Origin of the sequence: Arthrobacter sp. 1088, assembly GCF_031455315.1 — a bacterium.
Taxonomy (GTDB): domain Bacteria; phylum Actinomycetota; class Actinomycetes; order Actinomycetales; family Micrococcaceae; genus Arthrobacter.
Map to the genome: position 1 here is coordinate 339,437 of NZ_JAVDSM010000001.1, position 21,069 is coordinate 360,505.

Consider the following 21,069-nt stretch of genomic DNA (forward strand, 5'->3'; position numbering starts at 1 on the left):
AATTGCTTGTGGGTCAGCCGGGGAGTTGGCCGGCGAAGCGGCGCAGGATGTCGGTCGGGCCGACCTGTCCGCCTTTGAGCAGGAGCCGGCACCCTGCGACGGCGGAGGCGTCGTCGGCTTTCAGGATTGGGCCTGCTGTGACGAACTGGTCCGACACCCGGAGTTGGCGGACGCCCATGGCGATCAGTGCGTGACTGGAAGTATCGCCACCGCAGACGGCGATGTCCCGGGTGAGCCCTGCTGTGGCCATCCTGGCGGCGATGCCACCTATCAGGGTGCCGACGTATCCGGCGTCCAATGGTCTGCTCGTACCGTAGCGGGGGTCTGCCGCGCCGCGGGTGGTGTGAACGACGACGTTTCGTCCTGACCGTAGGGCGGCTGAAACAATTTCATCGAGGGCCTCGATCCGGGCGGCATCATCGCGTTGGAGCAGTTCGTCAGGAACCGGGACGTCCACCCAGCCGTTTGAGATCGCGTCGTCGATCTGCTCGGCTGTGGTGCTGGAGGCCGAGGCGCTGACCGCCAGTACAGGTCCCGAGGGTTTTTGCGGGCCGGGGGTGCGTGGGGCTTGGTCTGAGATCGACCTTGCCAGGGCTGCCATGATCCCGCCGGATCCGACCACGATCGAGGGACCGTGACCGTGCTCTTCCCGGGTGAGGGCTTCTGCGACGGTGTCCATGTGGTGTTCGTCCACGGCATCGACCACGAAGGCCTGCGCGCCGGGTTCCCGGCGCCGGTCGGCCCAGGAGTCCTTGAAGGTGCCGTCCTGGTAGGCGGGCAGGTGGATCGCTCCGGGTACCTGGGTTCCGCCGAGCTGTTCGGCCAGGACCTGACGGAGGTCCGCTTCGGACATGGGCGTTGAGGGATGACGGGACATGACCGGGTGACGATCCAGACGGTAGATCTTCCCTGCGTAGGTTGCGTAGTGGTTGCTGAATGCGGTGTACCGGCCAAACGCGGGCTGGGCAGGGACGACGGCGATGGGGCCGTGCAGCGGGAACTGTTCGTGGAGCAGCTGGATCCCGCGGCCGATGCTGCCGATGGTGGGCGAGCTGTCGAAAGTGGAGCAAACCTTGTAGAGCAGCACTTCCAAGTTCAGTGCCGCGATGCCTGCAAGGTCACGGGTGACCAGGTTGTCGAACGCAGCGCCGGACAGCGAGCGTGCCGGACCTGCGAACCCGACGACGTCGGTGTCGGTCGGCAGCGGTGCGTCCCCGATGACAAGCGCAGCTTCGAGCCCGTAGCGGTGGGCTTGGGCGAGGACATCGGCGGCTCCGGTGAGGTCATCGGCGACGAAACCGAAAGCGGTCATCTCAGGCACCTTTCCCGAATGTCTGGACTGCGTGCAGGAGAGCGGCGTCCCCGGTGTGTGCGAGTTGATCCGCTGCGTTTTGCAGAGGCACGCCGTCCACGGCTGCCTCCCATGCCTGGCGGAGACTCCGCACTCCGGCTCCGGGTCCGTCCGGGTGCGCTGCGACGCCGCCGCCGGCGAGCATCATCAGGTCTGTCGAACCAACTGCGTCGAATGTCGGGCCAGGGGTGGTGACGTTCTGACCTGAGGACAAAACAGGAAGCGGTGCAATGGTCTGTCCGAGAGGTTCGAGCAGGCAGCGGATGTTGGAGGCGACCTCCTCATCGAGCTCATAGAACTTGCTGCCCAGTCCGCTTGCGTGAAGGTGGTCTGCGCCGGCCAGACGGGCCATCTGCTGCCATACCCGGTAATCCATGCCCAGGGCTTTGGACCTCATGGAAGCTGCCAGGCCGGCCCGGTGGCCGTGGATGGGAACCTCGGTGAAGCTTCGCAACAGCGCCAGTGCAGGCATTCCCATCACTGGAATGTTCAGCATCACGCAGCGGCCGCCGGCTTCAACCACCAGGTCGTGGCGCTTTTGCAGCCCGGCGAGGTCACCGGTGATGTTGAACGCATACATAGTGGCATGGCCTGTGAGCTGCTCGGCAGCGCGGATCTCTTCCGTGGCGACGGCGACCCGGCGTTCCAAAGGAAGGTACGCCGGATCAGTCATGAGCTCATCGTCCTTGATCAGGTCGATGGAGGCCATGGCCAGATCACGGACCACGAGCCGGAATTCATCTTCGGAAAGTCCTACGTTGGGCTTGACGATGGTGCCAACCATGACGCCCTGGACATCGCTGATGAGCTTGCGCGTGCCCTCGATACCGAAGGCCGGCCCGGGGTGGGCGGCAACGAAGTCTTCAGGCAGCCGAATGTCCTGAAGCCTGCATGCGTAAAGATCGCCCAGCTCGAAGAGGTTGCCTGCGATGGCTGTCTGCAAAGTGGCCAGGTCCGTGCCGACATTCTCCATCGGGAAGTCAACGGTAACCACGGCAGCGCGGACCTTTTCCGGGTTGGCCCGGGATGGCAGCGAAGGACGGCAGAAACCAATTTCCTGAACAGCCGAGATCCGCGCTGCGTGTCGCTCCCGGATCCGGGCGGACTCGCCCGGCACCGGGAGGAAGGTGCCGCTGGACTGCTCGCCAGCCATGATGGCAGCGGCCTTCTCCGGGTCAATCTCGGACTCAAGGTAGTAGGTGCAACGCACCGAGCGCGGGTCGCGCATGGACTCTCCAATTCGGGGGATTTGAAACTTACGTATCCGATGTCACCTGCAGGTACTTTCACGTCGCTCTCGCTCCGGTGCGGGCTCAAGCAGGTGACTCGAACTTCGCTTTCACGGCATCTTTGGTGATTCCGTCGGTCGAAGTTGTACGTACCTTTGATACGTACAATAATAGGTGGTGTGGATCACGTCAAGGCCGGTTGTTGTATGGTCCCCATCCCGGACCGAGGCTTCAGGGCTAAGATTGGACAGCGGCAAAGGAGTCAATGTGAGTTTGGAATCGGCAGAAGCAGCGGCGGAGCCGGTGGGACGCATCAGCCCACTGAACCGGGACGGCGGCGGTCCCCTCCACGCTCAAATCCGGGACATCCTTCACCGTCAGATCGTGGACATGGCACTGTCCCCAGGATCTTCATTGCCCACCGAAGAAGAGCTGCAAAGGCAGTTCGGGGTCTCCCGCAGCGTGGTGCGCCAAGCTTTGTCCGGACTTTCTGACCTTGGACTGATCCGGCGTCAACGCGGCCGGGGCAGCGTCGTAGCATCGGCGCCCGTACTCCGACGCCACGTGCAGCGCGCAGGCGGCCTGGACGAACAAGCCGCGGCGCACGGCCAGCGCCTCCGCACCCATGTCATCAGCGTGGAACCGTCCGAACCACCCCAATCTGGCATCGACGCCCTCAACACCACCAATACCTGGAAAATCGAGCGGGTCCGCTACCTCGATGACCTACCCGTAGCATATATGCGCACGTGGGTCCCGCGAGACTTCTTCCCGCACTTCACGGCCGAACTGCTCGAAAACGCGTCGCTGTTGAGCCTGATGCGCGACCACGGATACCACCCCGCCGGCGGGCCCCGCCAAGTACAGGCAGTCTCATCAGATACTGACCTGGCCCGAAGGTTGAACATCAATACACGCGAACCACTTCTCCTGCTCCAGGGAGTTACTCGCGACGCCCTCGGCCACGGCCTCGAATGGTTCAACGTCTGGCACAGCCCCAACACGGTCTTCGACGTCGATGCGCAAGTCACAACCCAGCCTGGACGCGTCTCGCAAGAGCACATCCGGCGCTTGCGGAACCTGACCCAGCAGTTGGAATCAGAATTAGCAGATCTCGAGCGAGGAGCACATTAGAAGGCGGCCATTCCTCGGCTCAGATCCAGTCACGCTCCGAACCCTCGTGTCTCATGCCTGATATGCCTCAAACGCTGATATTTCGAGACGGGCATAGCCGGGGAACCGAGCGGATTTCGCGGTAGCTACGGCGACACAGAAACGGGAGGGCGACACCCACATATAGGTGTCGCCCTCCCGTTTGAGGAACGTCTGCGAATTTGCGCGGCAGCGAAGCGTCAGTCCTCCACGACGTCGATGTGCGTCGGGTCCAGAACGCGGCGCAGGAATTCCTTGGTTCGCGGCTGGGACGGGGCGCTGATGACGTGTTCCGCCGGACCTTCCTCCACTACGACGCCGGCATCCATGAAGACCACGCGGTCAGCCACTTCGCGGGCAAAGCCCATCTCGTGGGTGACCACCAGCATGGTCATGCCTTCCTGGGCCAGTTTGCGCATGACGGCAAGGACGTCACCCACCGTCTCCGGGTCAAGGGCGGACGTTGGCTCGTCGAAGAGCATCAGCTGCGGATCCATGGACAGCGCGCGTGCAATGGCTACGCGCTGCTGCTGGCCACCGGAGAGCTGGTCCGGAAAACGATCGGACAGGTGTCCAAGGCCAACGCGTTCGAGGTTGCGGCGCGCGACGTCGGCGGCCTCGGACTTGGACCGCTTGAGGACCTTCATCTGCGAGATGGTGCAGTTGTCCAGCACGCTCAGGTGCGGGAACAGGTTGAAGTGCTGGAACACCATGCCGACGCTCTGACGCATGCGGTTGAGGTCGACGTCGGGGTCGGTGGCCTCGAACTTGCCTACGTTGATGGTGCCCGCATTTGGGTGTTCAAGCAGGTTCACGCAGCGCAGGAGGGTGGACTTTCCGGAACCCGAGGGCCCGATCAGGCACACGACCTGGCCCGGTTCAACGGTCAGCGAGATGCCTTTGAGAACCTCATTGTTGCCGTAGGACTTGCGGAGGTCCTTGATGTCCACGCCTGCGGCGCGAACGGCTGCGGTGCTCCCGGTGGAGTTATTCATGACTGTCCTGCCTATCGCTTCGTCCGCGCGGAGCGGCTTTCGAACTTCCGTGCCAGGAGGCTCAAGGGGATGGTGATGACCAGGTAGAAGGCACCCGCCACAAGCAACGGCGTGAGGCCGGCACCGAGGCTGGAGATGCCGTCGCGGCCGAACTTGGTCAGCTCATACTGGGACGCGGTGAGGCCCAGGACGTATATCAGCGAGGAGTCCTTGGTGAGCAGGATGATCTCGTTGGTCAACGGCGGCAGGACGATTTTAAACGCCTGCGGAATGACGATGGAGACCATCGCGCGCCAGTGCGGCATGCCAAGGGAGCGGGCGGCTTCCATCTGTCCCTTGGGCACGGCCTGGAGGCCGGCGCGCAGGGTTTCGGCGATGTAGGCGGAGGCCACCATGCCCAGGGAAACCATGACCACTATGTTGACGTCCCACTGGACACCGAAGGCCAGGGGCACACCGTAGCCAAAGGCGATGAAGACCAGCAAGGCGGGGACGCCGCGGAAGAATTCGATGTATCCGGTGGCGAGCCAGCGGTAGAGGGGGAAGGATGAGAGCTTCATCAGGGCGAGCAGCAGACCACCGGAGAGGCCCACAACGAAGGCAAGCGCCGTGTAGATGAGGGTGTTCTTGAGGCCGATCAGGAAGATGTCGGGGAACATCGGGCCGATTTTGGCGAAGTTGAAGACGCTGTTTCCAACGGTCTTCCAATCCACGGCGAGGATTACTGCGGCCAGGGCCACAACGAAGATCCCGGCCTGGACGTACAGACTGACTTTGGCTCGTTGACGTGCAGTCATTGCCATGGTGTTCTCACATTCGTATTGCGCAGGTGGGGCCCCGAACGGACTGCTTTAACAGATCGTTGCGGGGCCCGCCTGCGTGATTCTGGGGAGCCGGGGCTCGGACTACTTCTTGGTTGCTTCGCCGAACCAGGTTGTCTCGAACTTCTTCAGGGTGCCGTCATCGGTGAGGCGCTTCAGGGTCGCATTGACGGCGTCAGCCATGGCGGTGTTGCCCTTCTTGATGGAGATTCCCAGCTTCTCGCCCGTTGCGTAGTCTTCAACGCGCTTGAGCTTGGAATCGTCCATGATGGCGTAACCCAGAACCGACTGGTTGCCGACGGCGGCGTCGATGGTGCCTGCCTTGAGGGCCTGGACCAGGAGGCCGGAGTCCTCGAACTGCTGGGCGTCGATTCCCTTGTCCTTGGCGTACTGGGCGCCGGTGGTGGCCTGCTGGACGCCCACCTTCTTGCCCTTGGCACCGTCAAGGTTGCTGATGCCCGAGGACGAGGTAGCCACGAGGGTCAGGTCGTCGTCCATGTACGGGTTGGAGAAGTCCATGACGTTCTTGCGGACGTCGGTGATGGAGATTGAGGAGATGGAGACGTCGCAACCAGTCAGTGCCGTGCCGGTCTCGATTGCTTCGAAGGAGCTGTCCACCACGTTGAGTTCGGCCTTGAGGTCCTTGGCCACTTCGTTGGCGATGTCCATATCGAAGCCGACGATCTTGCCGTCCTTCTGGAACTCGAAGGGCTCGTAGGGGACATCCGAGCACACAGTGAGCTTGCCGGCGTTGATGAGCTTGGGGCCTGAGCCACTCGAGGCAGCCGGGGTGGAGGCGCCACCGCAGGCGGTCAGGGCCAGGGCGCCTGCTGCGAGCACGGCGGCCATCTTGGTGCCGGACAGAACCGAACGGGAGATCTGCATGTTTTTTACCTTTTGTTGCAGTGGATGCTGAGCTGAGTCGGTTTTAGTGTAGCGCCCAACGTGAGATGTGCATCACAGGAAACTTAGTTTCACTATCAGATAACTAGTTTAGCGAATATGCAAGTGCCACCTGGGAGTCCCAGTCTGAGATCCCAGATTCAGCGCTGGATCCCCAGGGCCTCCAGCATTGGCCGGAATTTGGCCCATGTCTCGGCAAGCTCAGCCTCAGGCTGGGAACCTTCCACGATCCCGCAACCCGCGTAAAGACGTACCGTGTTGGCGTCCTCGATGACCGCGCCGCGCAAAGCAATGCCCCATTCGCCATTGCCGGCAGCATCAAGCCAGCCCACCGGCCCGGCGTAGGGGCCGCGGTCAAGGTGCTCCAGTTTCCGGATCAGCGCACCGGCCACCAAAGTAGGTGTTCCGCACACTGCCGCGGTTGGATGCAGCGCATTGATCAGGGCCAAGCACGTGGGCACATGACCTTCAATATCAGCAAGCTCGGCTTTGACGTCCGAGGCCAGGTGCCACACGTTGGGCAGTTCCAGAATGAAGGGCTCGCTGTGGGAGTTCATCGCCTCGGAAAACGGCGCCAGCTGGCGGGTCAGCGAATCAATCGCAATCTCATGCTCGTGGCGCTGCTTTTCAGATCCGGCCAGAACCCGCTCGGCGTAGGCCATGGGGGATCCGTCCACACCTTCGGCGTCGCGGCGATCCAACGTGCCGGCCAGCACACGGGCCTGAGCCGTGCGACCCTCCACCTGAATCAGCATTTCCGGTGTCGCACCCACCAGGCCGTCAACGCCATACGTCCAGCATTCCCGGTACCGTGCCGCCAGCTGGCGAAGCACCTCCGCAGCGTTCACGCCGGCAGGAAGGTTGGCTACGACGTCGCGCGCCAGGACAAGTTTCTCCAGCTTGCCTGTGCGGATTTCCGCCACGCCGTTGGAGACGGCCTGCATCCAATCCGTTTCGCTCAACGACCCCCGGCTGAGGTAACCAGCCGCACCGTTGGGCGAAAAAGCGTCAGGTGAGAGCCCGACGTCGGACCCTCCTGCCGTGGTGGCCTCACCATCGGCTTCATAGGGGTCGGTGCTCGTCAGCCAGCGGTCCAGGGCGGCGAGGACGCCCGCCTCGGTGAGCTCGGCGTCGTCGAAAGTCAGTTGGGTGGCCCAAGCGCGGCCATCGCGGATGCCGACCACCATCTCCGGGACGATCAGCCGGGAAACGTGCGGGGACATCTTGGAAAAAGCGAACGAGCCGAACGCAACCGGGCCAGTGCCCGGGATCTCCACGTGATCGATGATTTCGGCCTCAAGAATGAGGTGCCGCCACCAGATATCAGCCTCAAGGAAGCGCTCAGGCCCCGAGGCGTTGAACCGTGTCAGCTCGCCGTACCCCACCAGACCCGCTTCGCGGCGTGACCAGCAGAGGACGTCGTCCCGGACCAGAAACGACGGCAGCCCCCCGGAGGATGATTCGACATCGAGGGGGACTGTCAAGGTACGGAGCGTGCTCGTCATGATGGAACAACAGTACTCCCGCGTGCCGCCAGAACCTGAGCCGAGTTCTACAGCGCAGCAAAGTCGGCTGAATGTCTGAGACAATTGCAGGGTGAACCGAGCATCCTTGGAAAAGCGTCCGGACGAAGTTGCGACGATGTTTGACGATGTCGCCCCCAAATACGACGTCGTGAATGACGTCCTCTCCATGGGACAGACGCGTCGGTGGCGCCGCATCGTGGTCGATGCCATGGATGTAAAGGTGGGCCAGAAGGTCCTGGACCTCGCCGCTGGAACGGGCACCTCAAGCGAACCGTACGCCGATGCCGGCGTGGATGTCGTGGCCTGCGACTTCTCTCTGGGCATGCTCAAAGTGGGCAAACGCCGCCGCCCGGACATCGACTTCATCGCCGGGGATGCCACCAACCTGCCGTTCGCGGACAACAGCTTTGACGCTGCCACCATTTCCTTCGGCCTGCGGAATGTTGTTGAACCGCGCAAAGCCCTCGAGGAAATGCTGCGCGTCACCAAGCCCGGCGGCCGGCTGGTCATCGCGGAATTTTCGCACCCCGTGGTGCCGCTGTGGCGCAACCTCTACACCGAATACCTGATGCGCGCCCTCCCGGCCATCGCCACCAAGGTCTCCTCCAACCCGGATGCCTACGTCTACCTGGCAGAGTCGATCCGCGCCTGGCCGGACCAGGACCACCTTGCCCAGTGGCTCAGCGACGCTGGCTGGACGGACATCACCTACCGCAACCTCAGCGGCGGCATCGTTGCCGTACATCGCGCGCAGAAGCCGGCCGAGCACCGCGAAAGCGTGCCCGTGGCCAAGCTTCGCCGCCAGATCAAACCGCGCCGGTCCGGCAGCCAGCCCACCTGACGTGCCACTTATTTAGGACGACGTGAAAGTACTGATTGTTGGCGCGGGACCCGCCGGGTCCACCGCCGCGTATTACCTCGCCCAGGCCGGCATTGATGTCACAGTCCTGGAGAAGACCTCCTTTCCCCGCGAAAAAGTCTGCGGCGACGGTCTCACCCCGCGCGCGGTCCGTGAAATCCAGAAGCTCGGATTGCCGCATGCCGAGTCCGAGGGCTGGCGCCGAAACAAGGGTCTTCGACTCATTGCAGGCGGCCGTACGATCGAGCTGCCTTGGCCCGAGGTTTCAGACTTTCCAACCTACGGACTGATTCGGACCCGGCTGGGCTTCGACGAAGAGTTGGCCCGTCACGCACAGGCCGCGGGCGCCGTCGTGCTTGAACGCCACAGCGTCACGTCCGCCCTGCAGTCCGACGACGGCCGCGTCATCGGCGCGCGGGCGTCCATCCTCGACGAGTCCGGACGCAAGACGGGCGAAACGCGCGACTTCCATGCCGACGTCGTACTCGCTGCGGACGGCAACTCCACGCGAACCGCTGTGTCGCTGGGTATGCACAAGCGTGATGACCGTCCGTTGGGCGTCGCCGTTCGCACGTACTTCACATCTCCCAGGCACGAAGACGACTGGATGGAAGGCTGGCTGGAGCTCCCCGGCAAGTCCGGCAAGCCGCTGCCCGGCTACGGCTGGGTGTTTGGGGTCGGCGACGGCACGTCCAATGTTGGCCTGGGAATTCTGAACTCGTCCAAGGAATTCGGAAAGCTGGATTACAAGCAGGTCCTTCGCGAATGGACCGCCGGGATGCCCGCCGACTGGGGCTTCACGCCTGAGAACCAAGTGGGGGAGATCCGCGGCGCCGCGCTGCCCATGGGCTTCAACCGCACCCCGCACTACTCACCCGGACTGCTCCTGCTGGGCGACGCCGGTGGCATGGTGTCCCCCTTCAACGGCGAGGGTATCTCCTACGCCATGGAGTCGGCCCGGTTCGCGGCTGAGTTCCTGATTGACTCTGCTTCACGTTCCGCTTCCGCCGGATGGACCGCCGACGACGCCGACGCCCACCTTTCGCGGTACGCGGACTATGTGCGGGACCAGTGGGGATCGCACTTCACTTTGGGTCGAATGTTTGCTTCCTTGATCGGGAAGCCTGCCGTCATGAAACTCGCACTGCGCACAGGCATGCCCATTCCGATGCTGATGCGCTTCGTGGTGCGTATGCTCGCAAACCTCACGGACCCGTCCGCGAAGGGCTTCGAAGACCGCGTAATCCGCGTCCTTGAGATGCTAGTCCCGGCCACGTCCAACACTTCCTCTGTCCGTCCTTTTAAGGCGGCAGACTCCGACACCGCGGTTTCCGCAACAACTAGTTAGGGTTAAGCCGTGACGAACTCTGCCGAACACAGCTGGACGCATGCCGGGCACGGTCTGCCGGACACTGTTGAGCCTGCCCCCAACACCACCGCCATCGCCACAGGGCTCCAGCTGCCCGCCGGTTTTGCCGCCATCGCCGGCGACGCCGAACTCGGCCCAGCCATCACCACCAACCTGGCCCGCGTGGAAAAGAAGCTGCGCGAAGCGATCTCCAACTCGGACCCCCTGGCTGACGCAACGTCGCGGCACCTGGTGGAAGCCGGCGGCAAGCGCATCCGTCCGCTGCTCACATTGCTGTGCGCACACCTGGGAGACGCATCCCGTCCCGAGGTGGTCCAGGCGGCAGTTGTGGTTGAACTGACGCACCTTGCAACCCTGTACCACGACGACGTCATGGACTCCGCACCCTTCCGCCGCGGCGCCCCGACGGCCCATGAAGTGTGGGGCAACTCGGTGGCAATCCTCACCGGCGACCTCATCTTTGCCCGCGCCTCCATCCTCGTCTCCGAGCTCGGCTCCCGCGCCCTCGGCATCCAGGCCCGCACCTTCGAACGCCTTTGCCTCGGCCAGCTCCACGAAACCGTGGGCCCGCGCGAGGACGAAGACGCTGTGGAGCACTACCTCTCCGTCATCGCCGACAAGACCGGCTCCCTGGTTGCTGCCTCCGGCCAACTTGGCGCGATCTTCGCCGGAGCCGATCCCACATACGAGGACGTGTTGGTTGAATACGGCGAGAAGGTGGGCGTGGCCTTCCAGCTTGCCGACGACGTCATCGATGTCACTGGTGTGAAGGTCAAGTCCGGCAAGTCCCCGGGCACCGACCTCCGCGAAGGCGTGCCCACCTTGCCCGTGCTCCTGCTGCGCCGTGATGCTGCAGCGGGGGATTCCTCCGCGGCTGCCCTGCTGGAGTTGGTGGACGGCGACTTGACGTCCGATGCCGCCCTTGCCGATGCTGTGGCTGGTTTGCGCGAACACCCTGTGACCACCGAATCCTGGAAGATCGCCCGCCAGTGGTCTTCGGAGGCCATTTCGGCTCTGGCGCCGCTGCCTGAGGGCGTTGTTAAGACCTCGCTGACCAACTTCGCGCACGCAGTGGTGGACCGGAGCAGCTAACTTCCTCGTTCCGATTAACGCAACGCGGGGTCACTTACGGCCCATCCCAGGGGGATTTATGGGCCGTAAGTGACCCCGCGTTGCTTAATGTGCGGTGTTTTGCAGCTATGTGGATAACTACACGAGTCCGTAAATAAGATCATGGTTGTTGGAAAATCATTGACGCAAAAAGTTGCGTATGTGACAGAGTTGTCATAAGCTATTCACGGATCCACTAAATGCCTCCGGTGGGTCTGATGCGAACGGAGATTGTGGTCCCGGTTCGGTGCAGCGTATGACTCGTAACGTTGCAGCGGACCGGGGCCATTCCGTTTAAACAGCAAGACCCCAAGGAGGGCCATCGCCAGCCCAGATAAAAACAGCCCCCGCGCCACCCATCAAGGGGAGCGCAGGGGCTGCCAGTCAGAACTTAGTCTTCGTCGTTGAACGCCCACTCGAACATGTCGAAGACGAATTCGGAGAACGTGCCTTCCTCGCTCTTCCACTGGCCGCGGGCGTTGTTGCGGCGCCAGACGATGGGGTCCGGGATGCTGACATCGGCGATGCGGAAGCCCCAGGTGAATTGTTCCTCTTCGTCTTCGAGGAACATGAGGAAGCCTTCGTCGTCCACCTCGAGTTCCTCGGGATCCCAGAAGTAGTGATACGCCTCCATGAGGTCCTCGCAACCACCGAGGGCAAGGTAAAACTCGCGCAGAGCCAGCGGGATGGTAAAGGAGTGATCGGCGAGGGCCTCGTCCAGTTCCTCTGGTGTGAGGCCGTCTTCTTCCTGCCATTCATCCTCGAGATACTTTGGGACCAGCGCGCGGAACTTCTCGAGGAACATGTCAGTCATGCTCTTATCCTAGCTAATCGCGGGCACCCGAAATTGCGCCCGTCCCGGTGCCTGCACGCTGCCATCCGCGCACGGCCAGTGGCACGTACCAACTGCGCCTCCAGGCTGTGACGCGGAAGGCAAAAACAATGCCGGCCACCAGGCATGCGGTGAGCCCGCTGAACAGGCCAAGGTGCCAGAGCAGGGTGGTCAATCCGGCCCCCACAAACGCGGGTAGCGCGTAGATGTCGCGGGCATCAAAAAGGGTTGGAACCTCGTTGGCGGTGATGTCGCGGAGCAGGCCGCCGCCCACTGCCGTGGTGACACCCAAAAGGATTGCAGCCACCGGATTCATGCCGGACGTGAGTGCCTTCAGCGTCCCGGTGATGCAGAAAAGGGCCAGCCCGCCGGCGTCGAACAGTGTTAACAGGGAGGTGAAGCGCTGCACAGAGGAGAAAAGGAAGTACACCAGCAGCGCAGCGAGCAGGGGCGGAATCAGGTAGATCGGGTTTGTGAAAGCAACAGGTGGTCCGGCGTTGATGACGACGTCGCGGATCGCACCGCCACCCAGCGAGACGATGGAGGCGAGGAGCACTGAACCCACGATGTCGAATTGTTTGCGGGCCGCCAGCAGCGAACCCGAGACCGCGAAGAAGAACACGCCGACCAGGTCGAGCCACAGAAGGACAATGTCGATGGAAATCAAGTGGACGGGTTCTTTCTGCCTGCGACTCTCAGTAGGTGCTGGCTCAACGTTACGCTAGCTCCCATGAACAGCCCCGTTTTGATCGCTTGTGCCCACGGAACCCGCAACGCCGAAGGCCAGGCCGCCATCCGTCGCGTCATGGCCGAAATCGAAGCCCTGCGCCCCGGCCTGCAGGTCCTTGAGGCGTACGTGGACGTGCAGGAACCCGAGTTGTCCGGGGTGGTGGAGGGTCTGCCCGAGGGGACTGCCGCCGTCGTCGTACCGCTTTTGTTGAGTACCGGCTTCCACATCAAGGTGGACGTGCCCAAGGCGATCAAGAGCCGGCCGGAAGTAGTGGCCGCGAGGCCGCTGGGTCCGGACCCGCGCTTGGCGGAGCTGCTTGCCACCCACTTGCGCGCCGCCGGACTGAAGGAGAACGACGGCGTGCTGCTGGCCGCCGCAGGATCATCCCTTCCGGACGGCTCGGTGGACTCGGAGGAGCAGGCGCGCCAACTCGCTGAGCTGCTGCCGAACAAGGTTCGCGTCGCCTACGGTGCCAGTGCGCAGCCAACAGTGCCCGACGGCGTCGCCTCCTTGCGCGCCGAACTCGCCGAAGACGGGGCAAACGGCAGGGTTTTCGTCGCCTCTTACCTGTTGGCAACGGGCTACTTCCACGACCAGCTGGCCAAGGCTGGGGCGGATATTGTTACGGCTCCCTTGCTGCCGTCGCCGGTTCTGGCGGAGATAGCACTGGAGCGTTACGACGCCGTGTTGGCAAGGGCGTCCTAACCTTTATTGGCGCGGAGGGAGCCCAAAAAGGACCTGCATATACGGGCCCTTGGGACAAGGCCGCTGACGTGTTCGTGACGAAATGTTTCCCTAGGTGACTTAGCGTTTCCGGACCTTTGCTGACGAAAACTGGCCAGACCTAAAGTCGACGTATGACAGATACAGCTGTAGCCGGTGCGCCCGCGGACTCCGCAGTCCCCTCGCGCCCAGCACGCACCCGCCCTGCCGCCAAACCCCACGGCCAGTGGAAGGTTGATGGCACTGCGCCGCTCAACGCCAACGAAACCTGGAAGCAGGAAGACAACGGGCTGAACGTCCGTGAGCGGATTGAGTCTGTCTATTCCAAAGAGGGCTTCGACTCGATCGACGGCACCGACCTTCACGGCCGTTTCCGCTGGTGGGGCCTCTACACCCAGCGCAAGCCCGGGATCGACGGCGGCAAGACCGCAACCCTTGAGCCGCACGAGCTCGAAGACAAGTACTTCATGCTGCGCGTGCGCATCGACGGCGGTGCGCTGACCACCGAGCAGCTGCGCGTTATCGGCCAGATCTCCGTGGACTTCGCCCGCGGCTCGGCCGACCTCACGGACCGCCAGAACATCCAGCTCCACTGGATCCGCGTGGAGGACGTGCCCGAAATCTGGCGCCGCCTCGAATCCATCGGCCTGTCCACCACCGAAGCCTGCGGCGACGTTCCCCGCGTCATCCTCGGCTCCCCGGTTGCCGGCATCGCCAAGGACGAGATCATCGACCCCACGCCGCTCATCCACGAGCTCGCCGAGCGTTTCATCGGCGACCCGGAGCTGGCCAACCTGCCTCGTAAGTACAAGACCGCCATCACGGGCCACCCGTCCCAGGACGTAGTGCACGAGATCAACGACTTCGCCCTGGTGGGTGTCGTCCACCCCGAGCTCGGCGCAGGTTACGACCTCTGGGTTGGCGGCGGTTTGTCCACCAACCCGCGCCTTGCCGAACGCCTCGGTGTGTTCGTCTCGGCCGACGTCGCCGCTGAAGTATGGCTGGGCGTCACCAGCATCTTCCGCGACTACGGCTACCGTCGCATGCGCACCAAGGCCCGCCTGAAGTTCCTGATGAACGACTGGGGTCCGGCCAAGTTCCGCCAGATCCTGGAAGACGAATACCTTGGCTTCAAGCTTCCGGACGGCCCCGCCGCTCCCAAGCCCACGGCTCCCGGCGACCACATCGGTGTCCACGAGCAGAAGGACGGCAAGTTCTTCATCGGCGTGACCCCCACGGTTGGCCGCACGTCCGGCGAGGCGCTGGTCAAGCTCGCCGACACTCTGGAGCAGCACGGCAGCTACCGCCTGCGCACTACTCCTCACCAGAAGCTCGTCATCCTCGACGTTGCCAAGGAGCAGGTGGAGCCGCTCATCGCTGAACTGGACACCCTGGGCCTTTCCGCCCGTCCGTCCGTGTTCCGCCGCGGCACCATCGCCTGCACCGGCATTGAGTTCTGCAAGCTGGCCATCGTGGAAACCAAGGTCACTGCGGCTACGGCCATCGCCGAACTGGAACGCCGCCTGGCTGACCTCGTGGAGACCAAGCAGCTGCCCCAGGCACTGTCCCTCCACATCAACGGCTGCCCCAACTCCTGCGCCCGCATCCAGACCGCGGACATCGGCCTCAAGGGCATGATGCTGCCAACGCCCGACGGCGACCCCACCCCGGGTTTCCAGGTCCACCTCGGTGGCGGGCTGGCCAACAACGAGCGTGAGGAAGCCGGTTTGGGACGTACCGTCCGCGGCCTCAAGGTCACGGTCGAAAACCTGCCTGACTACGTGGAGCGTGTGGTCCGCAAGTTCGTCGCCACTGGCGCCGAGGGCCAGACCTTCGCGGAGTGGGCACTCTCCGCAGATGAAGGAGACCTCCAGTGACAGTTGCAACGAAGCGTTCCAATGAAGAACTCAAGGCTCTGGCCGAGGCCGGAGCTGCAGAGCTCGGCTGGAATGCCCCCGCCCGCGATGTCATCGCCTGGGTGGCCCGGAACTTCGAGCTGCCCGCGGTAACCGTGGCTTGCTCCATGGCCGATGCCGTACTGCCGGCCTTGGTCGCGGACCAGCTTCCCGGCGTCGACGTCTTGTTCCTGGAGACCGGCTACCACTTCAAGGAAACGTACGAAACCCGCGACGAAGTCGCCGCCAACCTGCGCGTCAACGTGGTGGACGTCCTCCCGGAGAACACGGTGGAACAGCAGGACCGTTTGCTCGGCAAGGACCTGTTCGCCCGCGACCCCGCCCAGTGCTGCGCGCTGCGCAAGGTAGAGCCGCTCCGCCGCTCGCTTGGCGGCTACGAGGTGTGGTTCACCGGTGTGCGACGCGACGAAGGACCCACCCGCACCAACACGCCGGTGATCACGTGGGACGAGGGCTTTGGCCTGGTCAAGGTGAACCCGATGGTCGACTGGACCTTCGACCAGCTGGTCGAGTACTCCGAGGACAACATCCTTCCCGTCAACCCCCTCCTGAGCCAGGGCTACCCGTCCATCGGCTGCCAGCCCTGCACCCGCAAGGTGGCCCCGGGTGAAGATCCCCGCGCCGGCCGCTGGGCAGGATCCGACAAGACAGAATGCGGACTACACACATGAGCACTCAAACAACCAGCGAGGACCTCGAGTTGAACCAGTTGCAGAGCGAAGCTGAAGGGGCCGCCGCGGCGTGGCGGGCATCGCGAAGCGGGCACGGCGGCCCTTCAGGTGAGCGGTTGAGCTCACTGGACACCCTTGAGTCCGAGGCCATTCACATCATCCGTGAAGTCGTTGCTGAGTTCGAGAAGCCTGCGCTGCTGTTCTCCGGCGGCAAGGATTCCGTGGTCATGCTGCACCTGGCCACCAAGGCTTTCTGGCCGGGCAAGGTTCCTTTCCCGGTCCTGCACGTGGACACCGGCCACAACTTCCCGGAGGTCATCGACTTCCGCGACCGCACCGTTGAGCGTCTTGGTTTGAAGCTGGTTGTTGGTTCGGTTCAGGAGTTCATTGACCGCGGCGAACTGGCCGAGCGTGCCGACGGCACCCGCAACCCGTTGCAGACCGTTCCGCTGCTGGATGCCATCCAGCGCAACAAGTTCGACGCCGTGTTCGGCGGCGGCCGTCGCGATGAGGACAAGGCCCGCGCCAAGGAGCGCATCCTGAGCCTCCGCGACGAGTTCGGCCAGTGGGACCCGCGCAACCAGCGCCCCGAGCTGTGGAACCTGTACAACGGCCGCCACACCGTGGGCCAGCACGTCCGCGCGTTTCCCATCAGCAACTGGACCGAGCTGGACATCTGGCGCTACATCGAGCGCGAGAACATCGAGCTCCCCAGCCTGTACTACGCCCACGAGCGCGAGGTCTTCGCCCGCGACGGCATGTGGCGTGCGGTAGGCGAGGTTTCCGAGCCGTTGCCGCACGAGGAAGTCATCACCAAGCTGGTTCGCTACCGCACGGTGGGCGACATGTCCTGCACCGGTGCCGTGGAATCCGACGCACGCACCGTGGCCGACGTCGTAGTTGAAGTCGCTGCCTCCACCCTGACCGAACGTGGCGCCACCCGAGCAGATGACCGCATCTCCGAGGCAGCCATGGAAGACCGCAAGAAGGACGGCTACTTCTAAATGAGCACCGATACCGTATTCCTGGATGGCGGGCTTGAGTCCGCGCCGCTCCCGTCTACTCTCTTCCGCTTCGCAACGGCTGGATCGGTGGACGACGGCAAGTCCACTTTGGTGGGCCGCCTCCTTCACGATTCGAAGGCGATTCTTGCTGACACGCTCGACGCCGTTGCCCGCACCTCTGCGGACCGCGGCTTCGGTGGGGACAAGGGCGGGATCGACCTCGCCCTACTGACCGACGGCCTCCGTGCCGAGCGCGAGCAGGGCATCACGATCGACGTCGCATACCGTTACTTCGCCACCGACCGCCGCAGCTTCATCCTGGCGGACTGCCCCGGCCACGTTCAGTACACCAAGAACACGGTGACCGGCGCGTCCACTGCGGATGCCGTCGTCGTGCTGATCGACGCACGCAAGGGTGTCCTTGAGCAGACCCGCCGGCACCTGTCCGTGCTGCAGTTGCTCCGCGTTGCCCACGTCATTGTGGCAGTGAACAAGATCGACCTCGTTGACTTCAGCGAGCAGGTGTTCCGCGACATCGAAACTGACGTGCAGAAGGTTGCCCGCGAGCTGGGACTTGGTTCCGACGGCGTGGCTGACCTGCTGGTGGTGCCGGTTTCGGCGCTCGACGGCGACAACGTCGTGGACCGCTCGGACCGCACCCCTTGGTACACCGGTCCGGCACTGCTTGAGGTCTTGGAAACCCTGCCGGCCGCTGACGAGCTGGAAGCCGAACTGGAGAGCTTCCGCTTCCCGGTGCAGCTGGTCATCCGTCCGCAGGGTGCCCTGGCACCGGACGCCGTGGCGGCTGGGCTCGATGTGGAGGCATACCGCGATTACCGTGCCTACGCAGGCCAGATCACTGAGGGCTCCGTCAAGGTTGGCGACGAAGTCACCGTTCTGAGCCCGGGCCACGAGCCGCGTATCACCCGGATTACCGGCATCGACTTCGCCGGCAAGGAACTTCAGGAAGCGGCTGCTCCGCAGTCCGTTGCCGTTCGTTTGGCTGACGAGATCGACATCGCCCGTGGCGACACCATCGCTGCCGCAGGCACGGTTCGCGAAAGCACGGCTGACCTGTACGCCTCGCTGTGCTGGCTCTCGCCCAAGCCCCTGCGTGAAGGCCAGAAGGTCCTGGTGAAGCACGGTACGCGCACGGTCCAGGCCCTGGTTCGCAACGTCACCGGCAAGCTGGACCTGGCCACGTTCAACGTGGAGCCTGCCTCAAGCCTTGAGCTCAACGACATCGGACACGCCCAGCTTCGCCTGGCCGCTTCGTTGCCGCTGGAGAACTACCTGCACCACCGCCGTACGGGCGCGTTCCTGGTGATCGACCCCATCGACGGCAACACCCTTGCCGCCGGCCTGGTCAAGGACCACCCTGGCGATCACGAAGACGAGCGCTACGTCATCTAAGGTCGAAGAGTCAGATAGACCGCAGCTTGTTCGAAAATCCCGGCCTTGTACGGCGGGGGATTTCGAACAAGCTGCGGTTTTTTCATTGAGCGATTAAGCAGGAAGATCACTACATGCCACAGAACACAGCACTCAGCACCCTGTTGGACGCCGGCCAGGACCTCGTCCTGGATGGGGCCCTTGCCACCGAATTGGAGGCCCACGGCTGTGATCTTGAGGATGCCCTATGGTCGGCCAAGGTCCTGCTGGAACAGCCACACCTGATCAAGCAGGTCCACCGGGACTATTTCGACGCCGGTGCCTCCGTGGCGATCACAGCGAGCTACCAGGCAACTCCCCAGGGGTTTGCGCGTCGGGGGCTTTCCGTGGAGGAATCGCTGGAGTTGGTGGCCCGGAGCGTCCGGCTGGCCGACGAGGCACGCCGCGAGCACGCTGCGGCAAACCCTTCCAGCGGCCCTCTTCTGGTGGCCGGATCCGTAGGTCCCTACGGCGCCTACCTGGCTGACGGTTCGGAATACCGGGGCGACTACACGCTGAGCGGTGCGGAGTTCATGGATTTCCACCGCCCACGCATCGCCGCCCTTGTGGATGCCGGGGCAGACTTCCTGGCGTGCGAGACCCTGCCGTCGTTCGCCGAAGCGGAGGCGCTGTTGGCGCTCGTGGCGGAGTTCGACGTCGAATCCTGGTTTACGTTCACGCTGCGGGATGCGGAACACATCAGTGATGGAACGCCGCTGGCGGACGTGGCTGCGCTGCTCCGCACGGAACCGCGGGTAGCCGCCGTCGGGGTTAACTGTGTGCCGCTGGAACTGGTGACCTCGGCGCTGGGGACGCTGAACGAAGTATCGGACAAACCGTTGGTCGCATACCCGAACTCGGGGGAGACGTACGACGCCGTCACCAAGACGTGGGGCCCTTCCGCAGGTGGCCACGGCACGACTACCCTCGCCGGAAACGCCGCTGACTGGCGCGAGCGGGGAGCCCGGCTGATCGGTGGCTGCTGCCGCACGACACCGCAGGACATCTCAGAGCTGGCAGCAAACATGACGTCAAGTGACCTTGGGTGAACCCAAGTGCCGCACAACCCCACGCAACATTGAAGGCCTGGCGGCGAATATGACGTCACGTGACCCTGCGTGAACGTTGGTTTCCATGGGATTGAAGCGGAAATATGACAGTCCCTACTGTGAACTTATGACCTTTCCGGAATGGTCCTTCCTTGCCCCGAACGGGCGATGTCAAGGGGCCTGATCTTCGCCCCTTTTCGCATCCCACATCTCCTTAGGACCTCCCCATGGCAAACACCCCCGAGTCACAGAAGCCCGATTCCGGCACCACCCGCATCGTCGCTGGTGAGACCAACAAGCCCAAGCGCCGCCGCGGCCTTGAGATCGGCCTGGCCGTCGGCTTGGCCCTGCTGATCGGTGCAGGCGCCGCAGTGGCCTCCGTCGTCTCCCAGAACAACCAGGCCGCCCCGGCTCCTACGACGTCCCCGGCTGCCGAGCTCAAGCTCGGCTACTTCAGCAACGTCACCCACGGCCCGGCCCTGGTTGGCATCAGCAAAGGCATCATCGCCAAGGACCTCGGCGATACCAAGCTCAGCACCCAGATCTTCAACGCCGGTCCTGCCGCGATCGAAGCCTTGAACGCCGGCGCCATCGACGCCACCTACATCGGCCCCAACCCGGCCATCAACTCGTTCGTCAAGAGCAACGGCGAGTCCGTCAGCATCATCGCCGGCGCAGCAGCAGGCGGAGCCCAACTGGTGGTCAAGCCCGAAATCAACTCCGCGGCTGACCTCAAGGGCAAAGTCCTCGCCTCTCCGCAGCTTGGCGGGACGCAGGACGTAGCCCTCCGCGCTTGGTTGGGCCACCAGGGTTACAAGACCAACCCGGACGGCAGCGGCGACGTCAACATCAACCCGACCGAAAACGCCCAGACGCTGAAGCTCTTCCAGGACGGAAAGCTCGACGGCGCGTGGTTGCCTGAGCCGTGGGCCTCCCGTTTGGTCCTGGAAGCAGGCGCGAAAGTCCTCGTAGACGAGAAGGACCTGTGGGACAAGGGCGAATTCACCACCACCATCCTGATCGTGAACAAGAAATTCGCCGCGGAGCACCCGGAAACCGTGAAGGCACTGCTCAAGGGCCATGTTGAATCCGTCAACTGGCTGAACTCCGCAACGCCAGAAGAGAAGGCCAGCACCATCAACGCTGTCCTCAAGGACACGGCCGGCAAGCCGCTCCCGGCAAACGTGATCGACCGCGCACTGAAGAACATCACCTTCACCACTGACCCGCTCGCGGGAACGTACAAGAAGCTCCTCCAGGACGGTGTGGACGCCGGCACTACCAAAGCCGCCGACATCAACGGCATCTTCGACCTCCGGGCATTGAACGAAGTACAGGGCAAGAAAACGTCCGCTGCAGGGCTCGGCCAGGACTAAGCACCAACCGGCTGGTCCGCTT

The 21,069-nt window shown here is 63.5% G+C and carries 19 protein-coding genes; 11 read left to right on the plus strand and 8 right to left on the minus strand.

Features of this window, described 5'->3' with window-relative positions; translation table 11 throughout:
• Window positions 1–13 precede the first annotated feature (13 nt).
• Both J2Y41_RS01520 and J2Y41_RS01525 read right to left on the minus strand, forming a co-directional pair.
• On the minus strand, window positions 14–1,312 hold the full coding sequence (locus J2Y41_RS01520) for a four-carbon acid sugar kinase family protein (RefSeq protein WP_309925566.1): 1,299 nt from the start codon (window positions 1,310–1,312) through the stop codon (window positions 14–16).
• Between the two features lies 1 nt (window position 1,313).
• Window positions 1,314–2,579 (minus strand): RuBisCO large subunit C-terminal-like domain-containing protein, encoded by a 1,266-nt coding sequence (locus J2Y41_RS01525; protein ID WP_309925568.1) that lies wholly within the window; start codon window positions 2,577–2,579, stop codon window positions 1,314–1,316.
• Window positions 2,580–2,847: 268 nt separating this feature from the next.
• Between J2Y41_RS01525 and J2Y41_RS01530 the strand changes: the two genes are divergently transcribed.
• Complete coding sequence (locus tag J2Y41_RS01530) at window positions 2,848–3,714, plus strand: GntR family transcriptional regulator (protein WP_309925570.1); 867 nt, start codon at window positions 2,848–2,850, stop codon at window positions 3,712–3,714.
• A gap of 218 nt (window positions 3,715–3,932) precedes the next feature.
• Here J2Y41_RS01530 and J2Y41_RS01535 read toward each other — a convergent pair whose 3' ends face one another.
• The 4 genes from J2Y41_RS01535 to J2Y41_RS01550 form a co-directional block, all read right to left on the minus strand.
• Window positions 3,933–4,727: an amino acid ABC transporter ATP-binding protein gene (locus tag J2Y41_RS01535; RefSeq protein WP_224165090.1), complete on the minus strand. Its 795-nt coding sequence runs from the start codon at window positions 4,725–4,727 to the stop codon at window positions 3,933–3,935.
• Between the two features lie 11 nt (window positions 4,728–4,738).
• On the minus strand, window positions 4,739–5,530 hold the full coding sequence (locus J2Y41_RS01540; RefSeq protein WP_224088482.1) for an amino acid ABC transporter permease: 792 nt from the start codon (window positions 5,528–5,530) through the stop codon (window positions 4,739–4,741).
• A gap of 102 nt (window positions 5,531–5,632) precedes the next feature.
• Complete coding sequence (locus J2Y41_RS01545) at window positions 5,633–6,433, minus strand: ABC transporter substrate-binding protein (RefSeq protein ID WP_224088480.1); 801 nt, start codon at window positions 6,431–6,433, stop codon at window positions 5,633–5,635.
• 158 nt (window positions 6,434–6,591) lie between these two features.
• On the minus strand, window positions 6,592–7,956 hold the full coding sequence (locus J2Y41_RS01550; protein ID WP_309925577.1) for an isochorismate synthase: 1,365 nt from the start codon (window positions 7,954–7,956) through the stop codon (window positions 6,592–6,594).
• Between the two features lie 91 nt (window positions 7,957–8,047).
• Between J2Y41_RS01550 and J2Y41_RS01555 the strand changes: the two genes are divergently transcribed.
• Genes J2Y41_RS01555 through J2Y41_RS01565 form a run of 3 tightly spaced genes read left to right on the plus strand, consistent with a single transcriptional unit; the run spans window position 8,048 to window position 11,297 of the window.
• Window positions 8,048–8,818 (plus strand): demethylmenaquinone methyltransferase, encoded by a 771-nt coding sequence (locus J2Y41_RS01555; RefSeq protein WP_224165087.1) that lies wholly within the window; start codon window positions 8,048–8,050, stop codon window positions 8,816–8,818.
• 22 nt (window positions 8,819–8,840) lie between these two features.
• Window positions 8,841–10,184, plus strand: coding sequence for a geranylgeranyl reductase family protein (locus J2Y41_RS01560; protein ID WP_309925581.1), 1,344 nt, complete (start codon window positions 8,841–8,843; stop codon window positions 10,182–10,184).
• A gap of 9 nt (window positions 10,185–10,193) precedes the next feature.
• Window positions 10,194–11,297 (plus strand): polyprenyl synthetase family protein, encoded by a 1,104-nt coding sequence (locus J2Y41_RS01565; protein WP_224165085.1) that lies wholly within the window; start codon window positions 10,194–10,196, stop codon window positions 11,295–11,297.
• 409 nt (window positions 11,298–11,706) lie between these two features.
• Here J2Y41_RS01565 and J2Y41_RS01570 read toward each other — a convergent pair whose 3' ends face one another.
• Together J2Y41_RS01570 and J2Y41_RS01575 are read right to left on the minus strand one after the other, a co-directional pair.
• Complete coding sequence (locus tag J2Y41_RS01570) at window positions 11,707–12,129, minus strand: SMI1/KNR4 family protein (RefSeq protein WP_224088473.1); 423 nt, start codon at window positions 12,127–12,129, stop codon at window positions 11,707–11,709.
• Between the two features lie 13 nt (window positions 12,130–12,142).
• Window positions 12,143–12,814 (minus strand): trimeric intracellular cation channel family protein, encoded by a 672-nt coding sequence (locus J2Y41_RS01575; protein WP_309925583.1) that lies wholly within the window; start codon window positions 12,812–12,814, stop codon window positions 12,143–12,145.
• On the opposite strand from J2Y41_RS01575, the gene J2Y41_RS01580 reads away from it, so the two are divergent.
• The 7 genes from J2Y41_RS01580 to J2Y41_RS01610 all read left to right on the plus strand — a co-directional run bounded on the left by J2Y41_RS01580 (window position 12,815) and on the right by J2Y41_RS01610 (window position 21,047).
• Window positions 12,815–13,582 (plus strand): sirohydrochlorin chelatase, encoded by a 768-nt coding sequence (locus J2Y41_RS01580; RefSeq protein ID WP_224088469.1) that lies wholly within the window; start codon window positions 12,815–12,817, stop codon window positions 13,580–13,582.
• A 152-nt stretch (window positions 13,583–13,734) separates the two neighbouring features.
• The gene (locus tag J2Y41_RS01585; protein WP_224088467.1) at window positions 13,735–15,477 is read left to right on the plus strand and encodes a nitrite/sulfite reductase; all 1,743 of its coding nucleotides are present in this window, start codon (window positions 13,735–13,737) and stop codon (window positions 15,475–15,477) included.
• Window positions 15,474–16,187: a phosphoadenylyl-sulfate reductase gene (locus J2Y41_RS01590; protein WP_224088465.1), complete on the plus strand. Its 714-nt coding sequence runs from the start codon at window positions 15,474–15,476 to the stop codon at window positions 16,185–16,187. The genes J2Y41_RS01585 and J2Y41_RS01590 overlap by 4 nt, the downstream gene beginning before the upstream one ends.
• Window positions 16,184–17,191, plus strand: a complete 1,008-nt coding sequence (cysD, locus tag J2Y41_RS01595) for a sulfate adenylyltransferase subunit CysD (RefSeq protein ID WP_309925589.1) — start codon at window positions 16,184–16,186, stop codon at window positions 17,189–17,191. The genes J2Y41_RS01590 and cysD overlap by 4 nt, the downstream gene beginning before the upstream one ends.
• Complete coding sequence (locus tag J2Y41_RS01600) at window positions 17,192–18,604, plus strand: GTP-binding protein (protein WP_309925591.1); 1,413 nt, start codon at window positions 17,192–17,194, stop codon at window positions 18,602–18,604.
• 113 nt (window positions 18,605–18,717) lie between these two features.
• On the plus strand, window positions 18,718–19,671 hold the full coding sequence (mmuM, locus tag J2Y41_RS01605) for a homocysteine S-methyltransferase (RefSeq protein WP_309925593.1): 954 nt from the start codon (window positions 18,718–18,720) through the stop codon (window positions 19,669–19,671).
• A gap of 227 nt (window positions 19,672–19,898) precedes the next feature.
• On the plus strand, window positions 19,899–21,047 hold the full coding sequence (locus tag J2Y41_RS01610; RefSeq protein WP_309925596.1) for an ABC transporter substrate-binding protein: 1,149 nt from the start codon (window positions 19,899–19,901) through the stop codon (window positions 21,045–21,047).
• The last annotated feature ends 22 nt before the right edge of the window (window positions 21,048–21,069 follow it).

Excerpts from the sequence above, each read along its gene's own strand:
- J2Y41_RS01550 (WP_309925577.1), bottom strand. The coding sequence starts at position 7,956 with ATGACGAGCACGCTCCGTACCTTGACAGTCCCCCTCGATGTCGAATCA.
- J2Y41_RS01525 (WP_309925568.1), bottom strand. The coding sequence starts at position 2,579 with ATGCGCGACCCGCGCTCGGTGCGTTGCACCTACTACCTTGAGTCCGAG.
- cysD (WP_309925589.1), top strand. The coding sequence starts at position 16,184 with ATGAGCACTCAAACAACCAGCGAGGACCTCGAGTTGAACCAGTTGCAG.
- J2Y41_RS01585 (WP_224088467.1), top strand. The coding sequence starts at position 13,735 with ATGACAGATACAGCTGTAGCCGGTGCGCCCGCGGACTCCGCAGTCCCC.
- J2Y41_RS01545 (WP_224088480.1), bottom strand. The coding sequence starts at position 6,433 with ATGCAGATCTCCCGTTCGGTTCTGTCCGGCACCAAGATGGCCGCCGTG.
- J2Y41_RS01540 (WP_224088482.1), bottom strand. The coding sequence starts at position 5,530 with ATGGCAATGACTGCACGTCAACGAGCCAAAGTCAGTCTGTACGTCCAG.
- J2Y41_RS01570 (WP_224088473.1), bottom strand. The coding sequence starts at position 12,129 with ATGACTGACATGTTCCTCGAGAAGTTCCGCGCGCTGGTCCCAAAGTAT.
- J2Y41_RS01520 (WP_309925566.1), bottom strand. The coding sequence starts at position 1,312 with ATGACCGCTTTCGGTTTCGTCGCCGATGACCTCACCGGAGCCGCCGAT.
- mmuM (WP_309925593.1), top strand. The coding sequence starts at position 18,718 with ATGCCACAGAACACAGCACTCAGCACCCTGTTGGACGCCGGCCAGGAC.
- J2Y41_RS01535 (WP_224165090.1), bottom strand. The coding sequence starts at position 4,727 with ATGAATAACTCCACCGGGAGCACCGCAGCCGTTCGCGCCGCAGGCGTG.
- J2Y41_RS01610 (WP_309925596.1), top strand. The coding sequence starts at position 19,899 with ATGGCAAACACCCCCGAGTCACAGAAGCCCGATTCCGGCACCACCCGC.
- J2Y41_RS01600 (WP_309925591.1), top strand. The coding sequence starts at position 17,192 with ATGAGCACCGATACCGTATTCCTGGATGGCGGGCTTGAGTCCGCGCCG.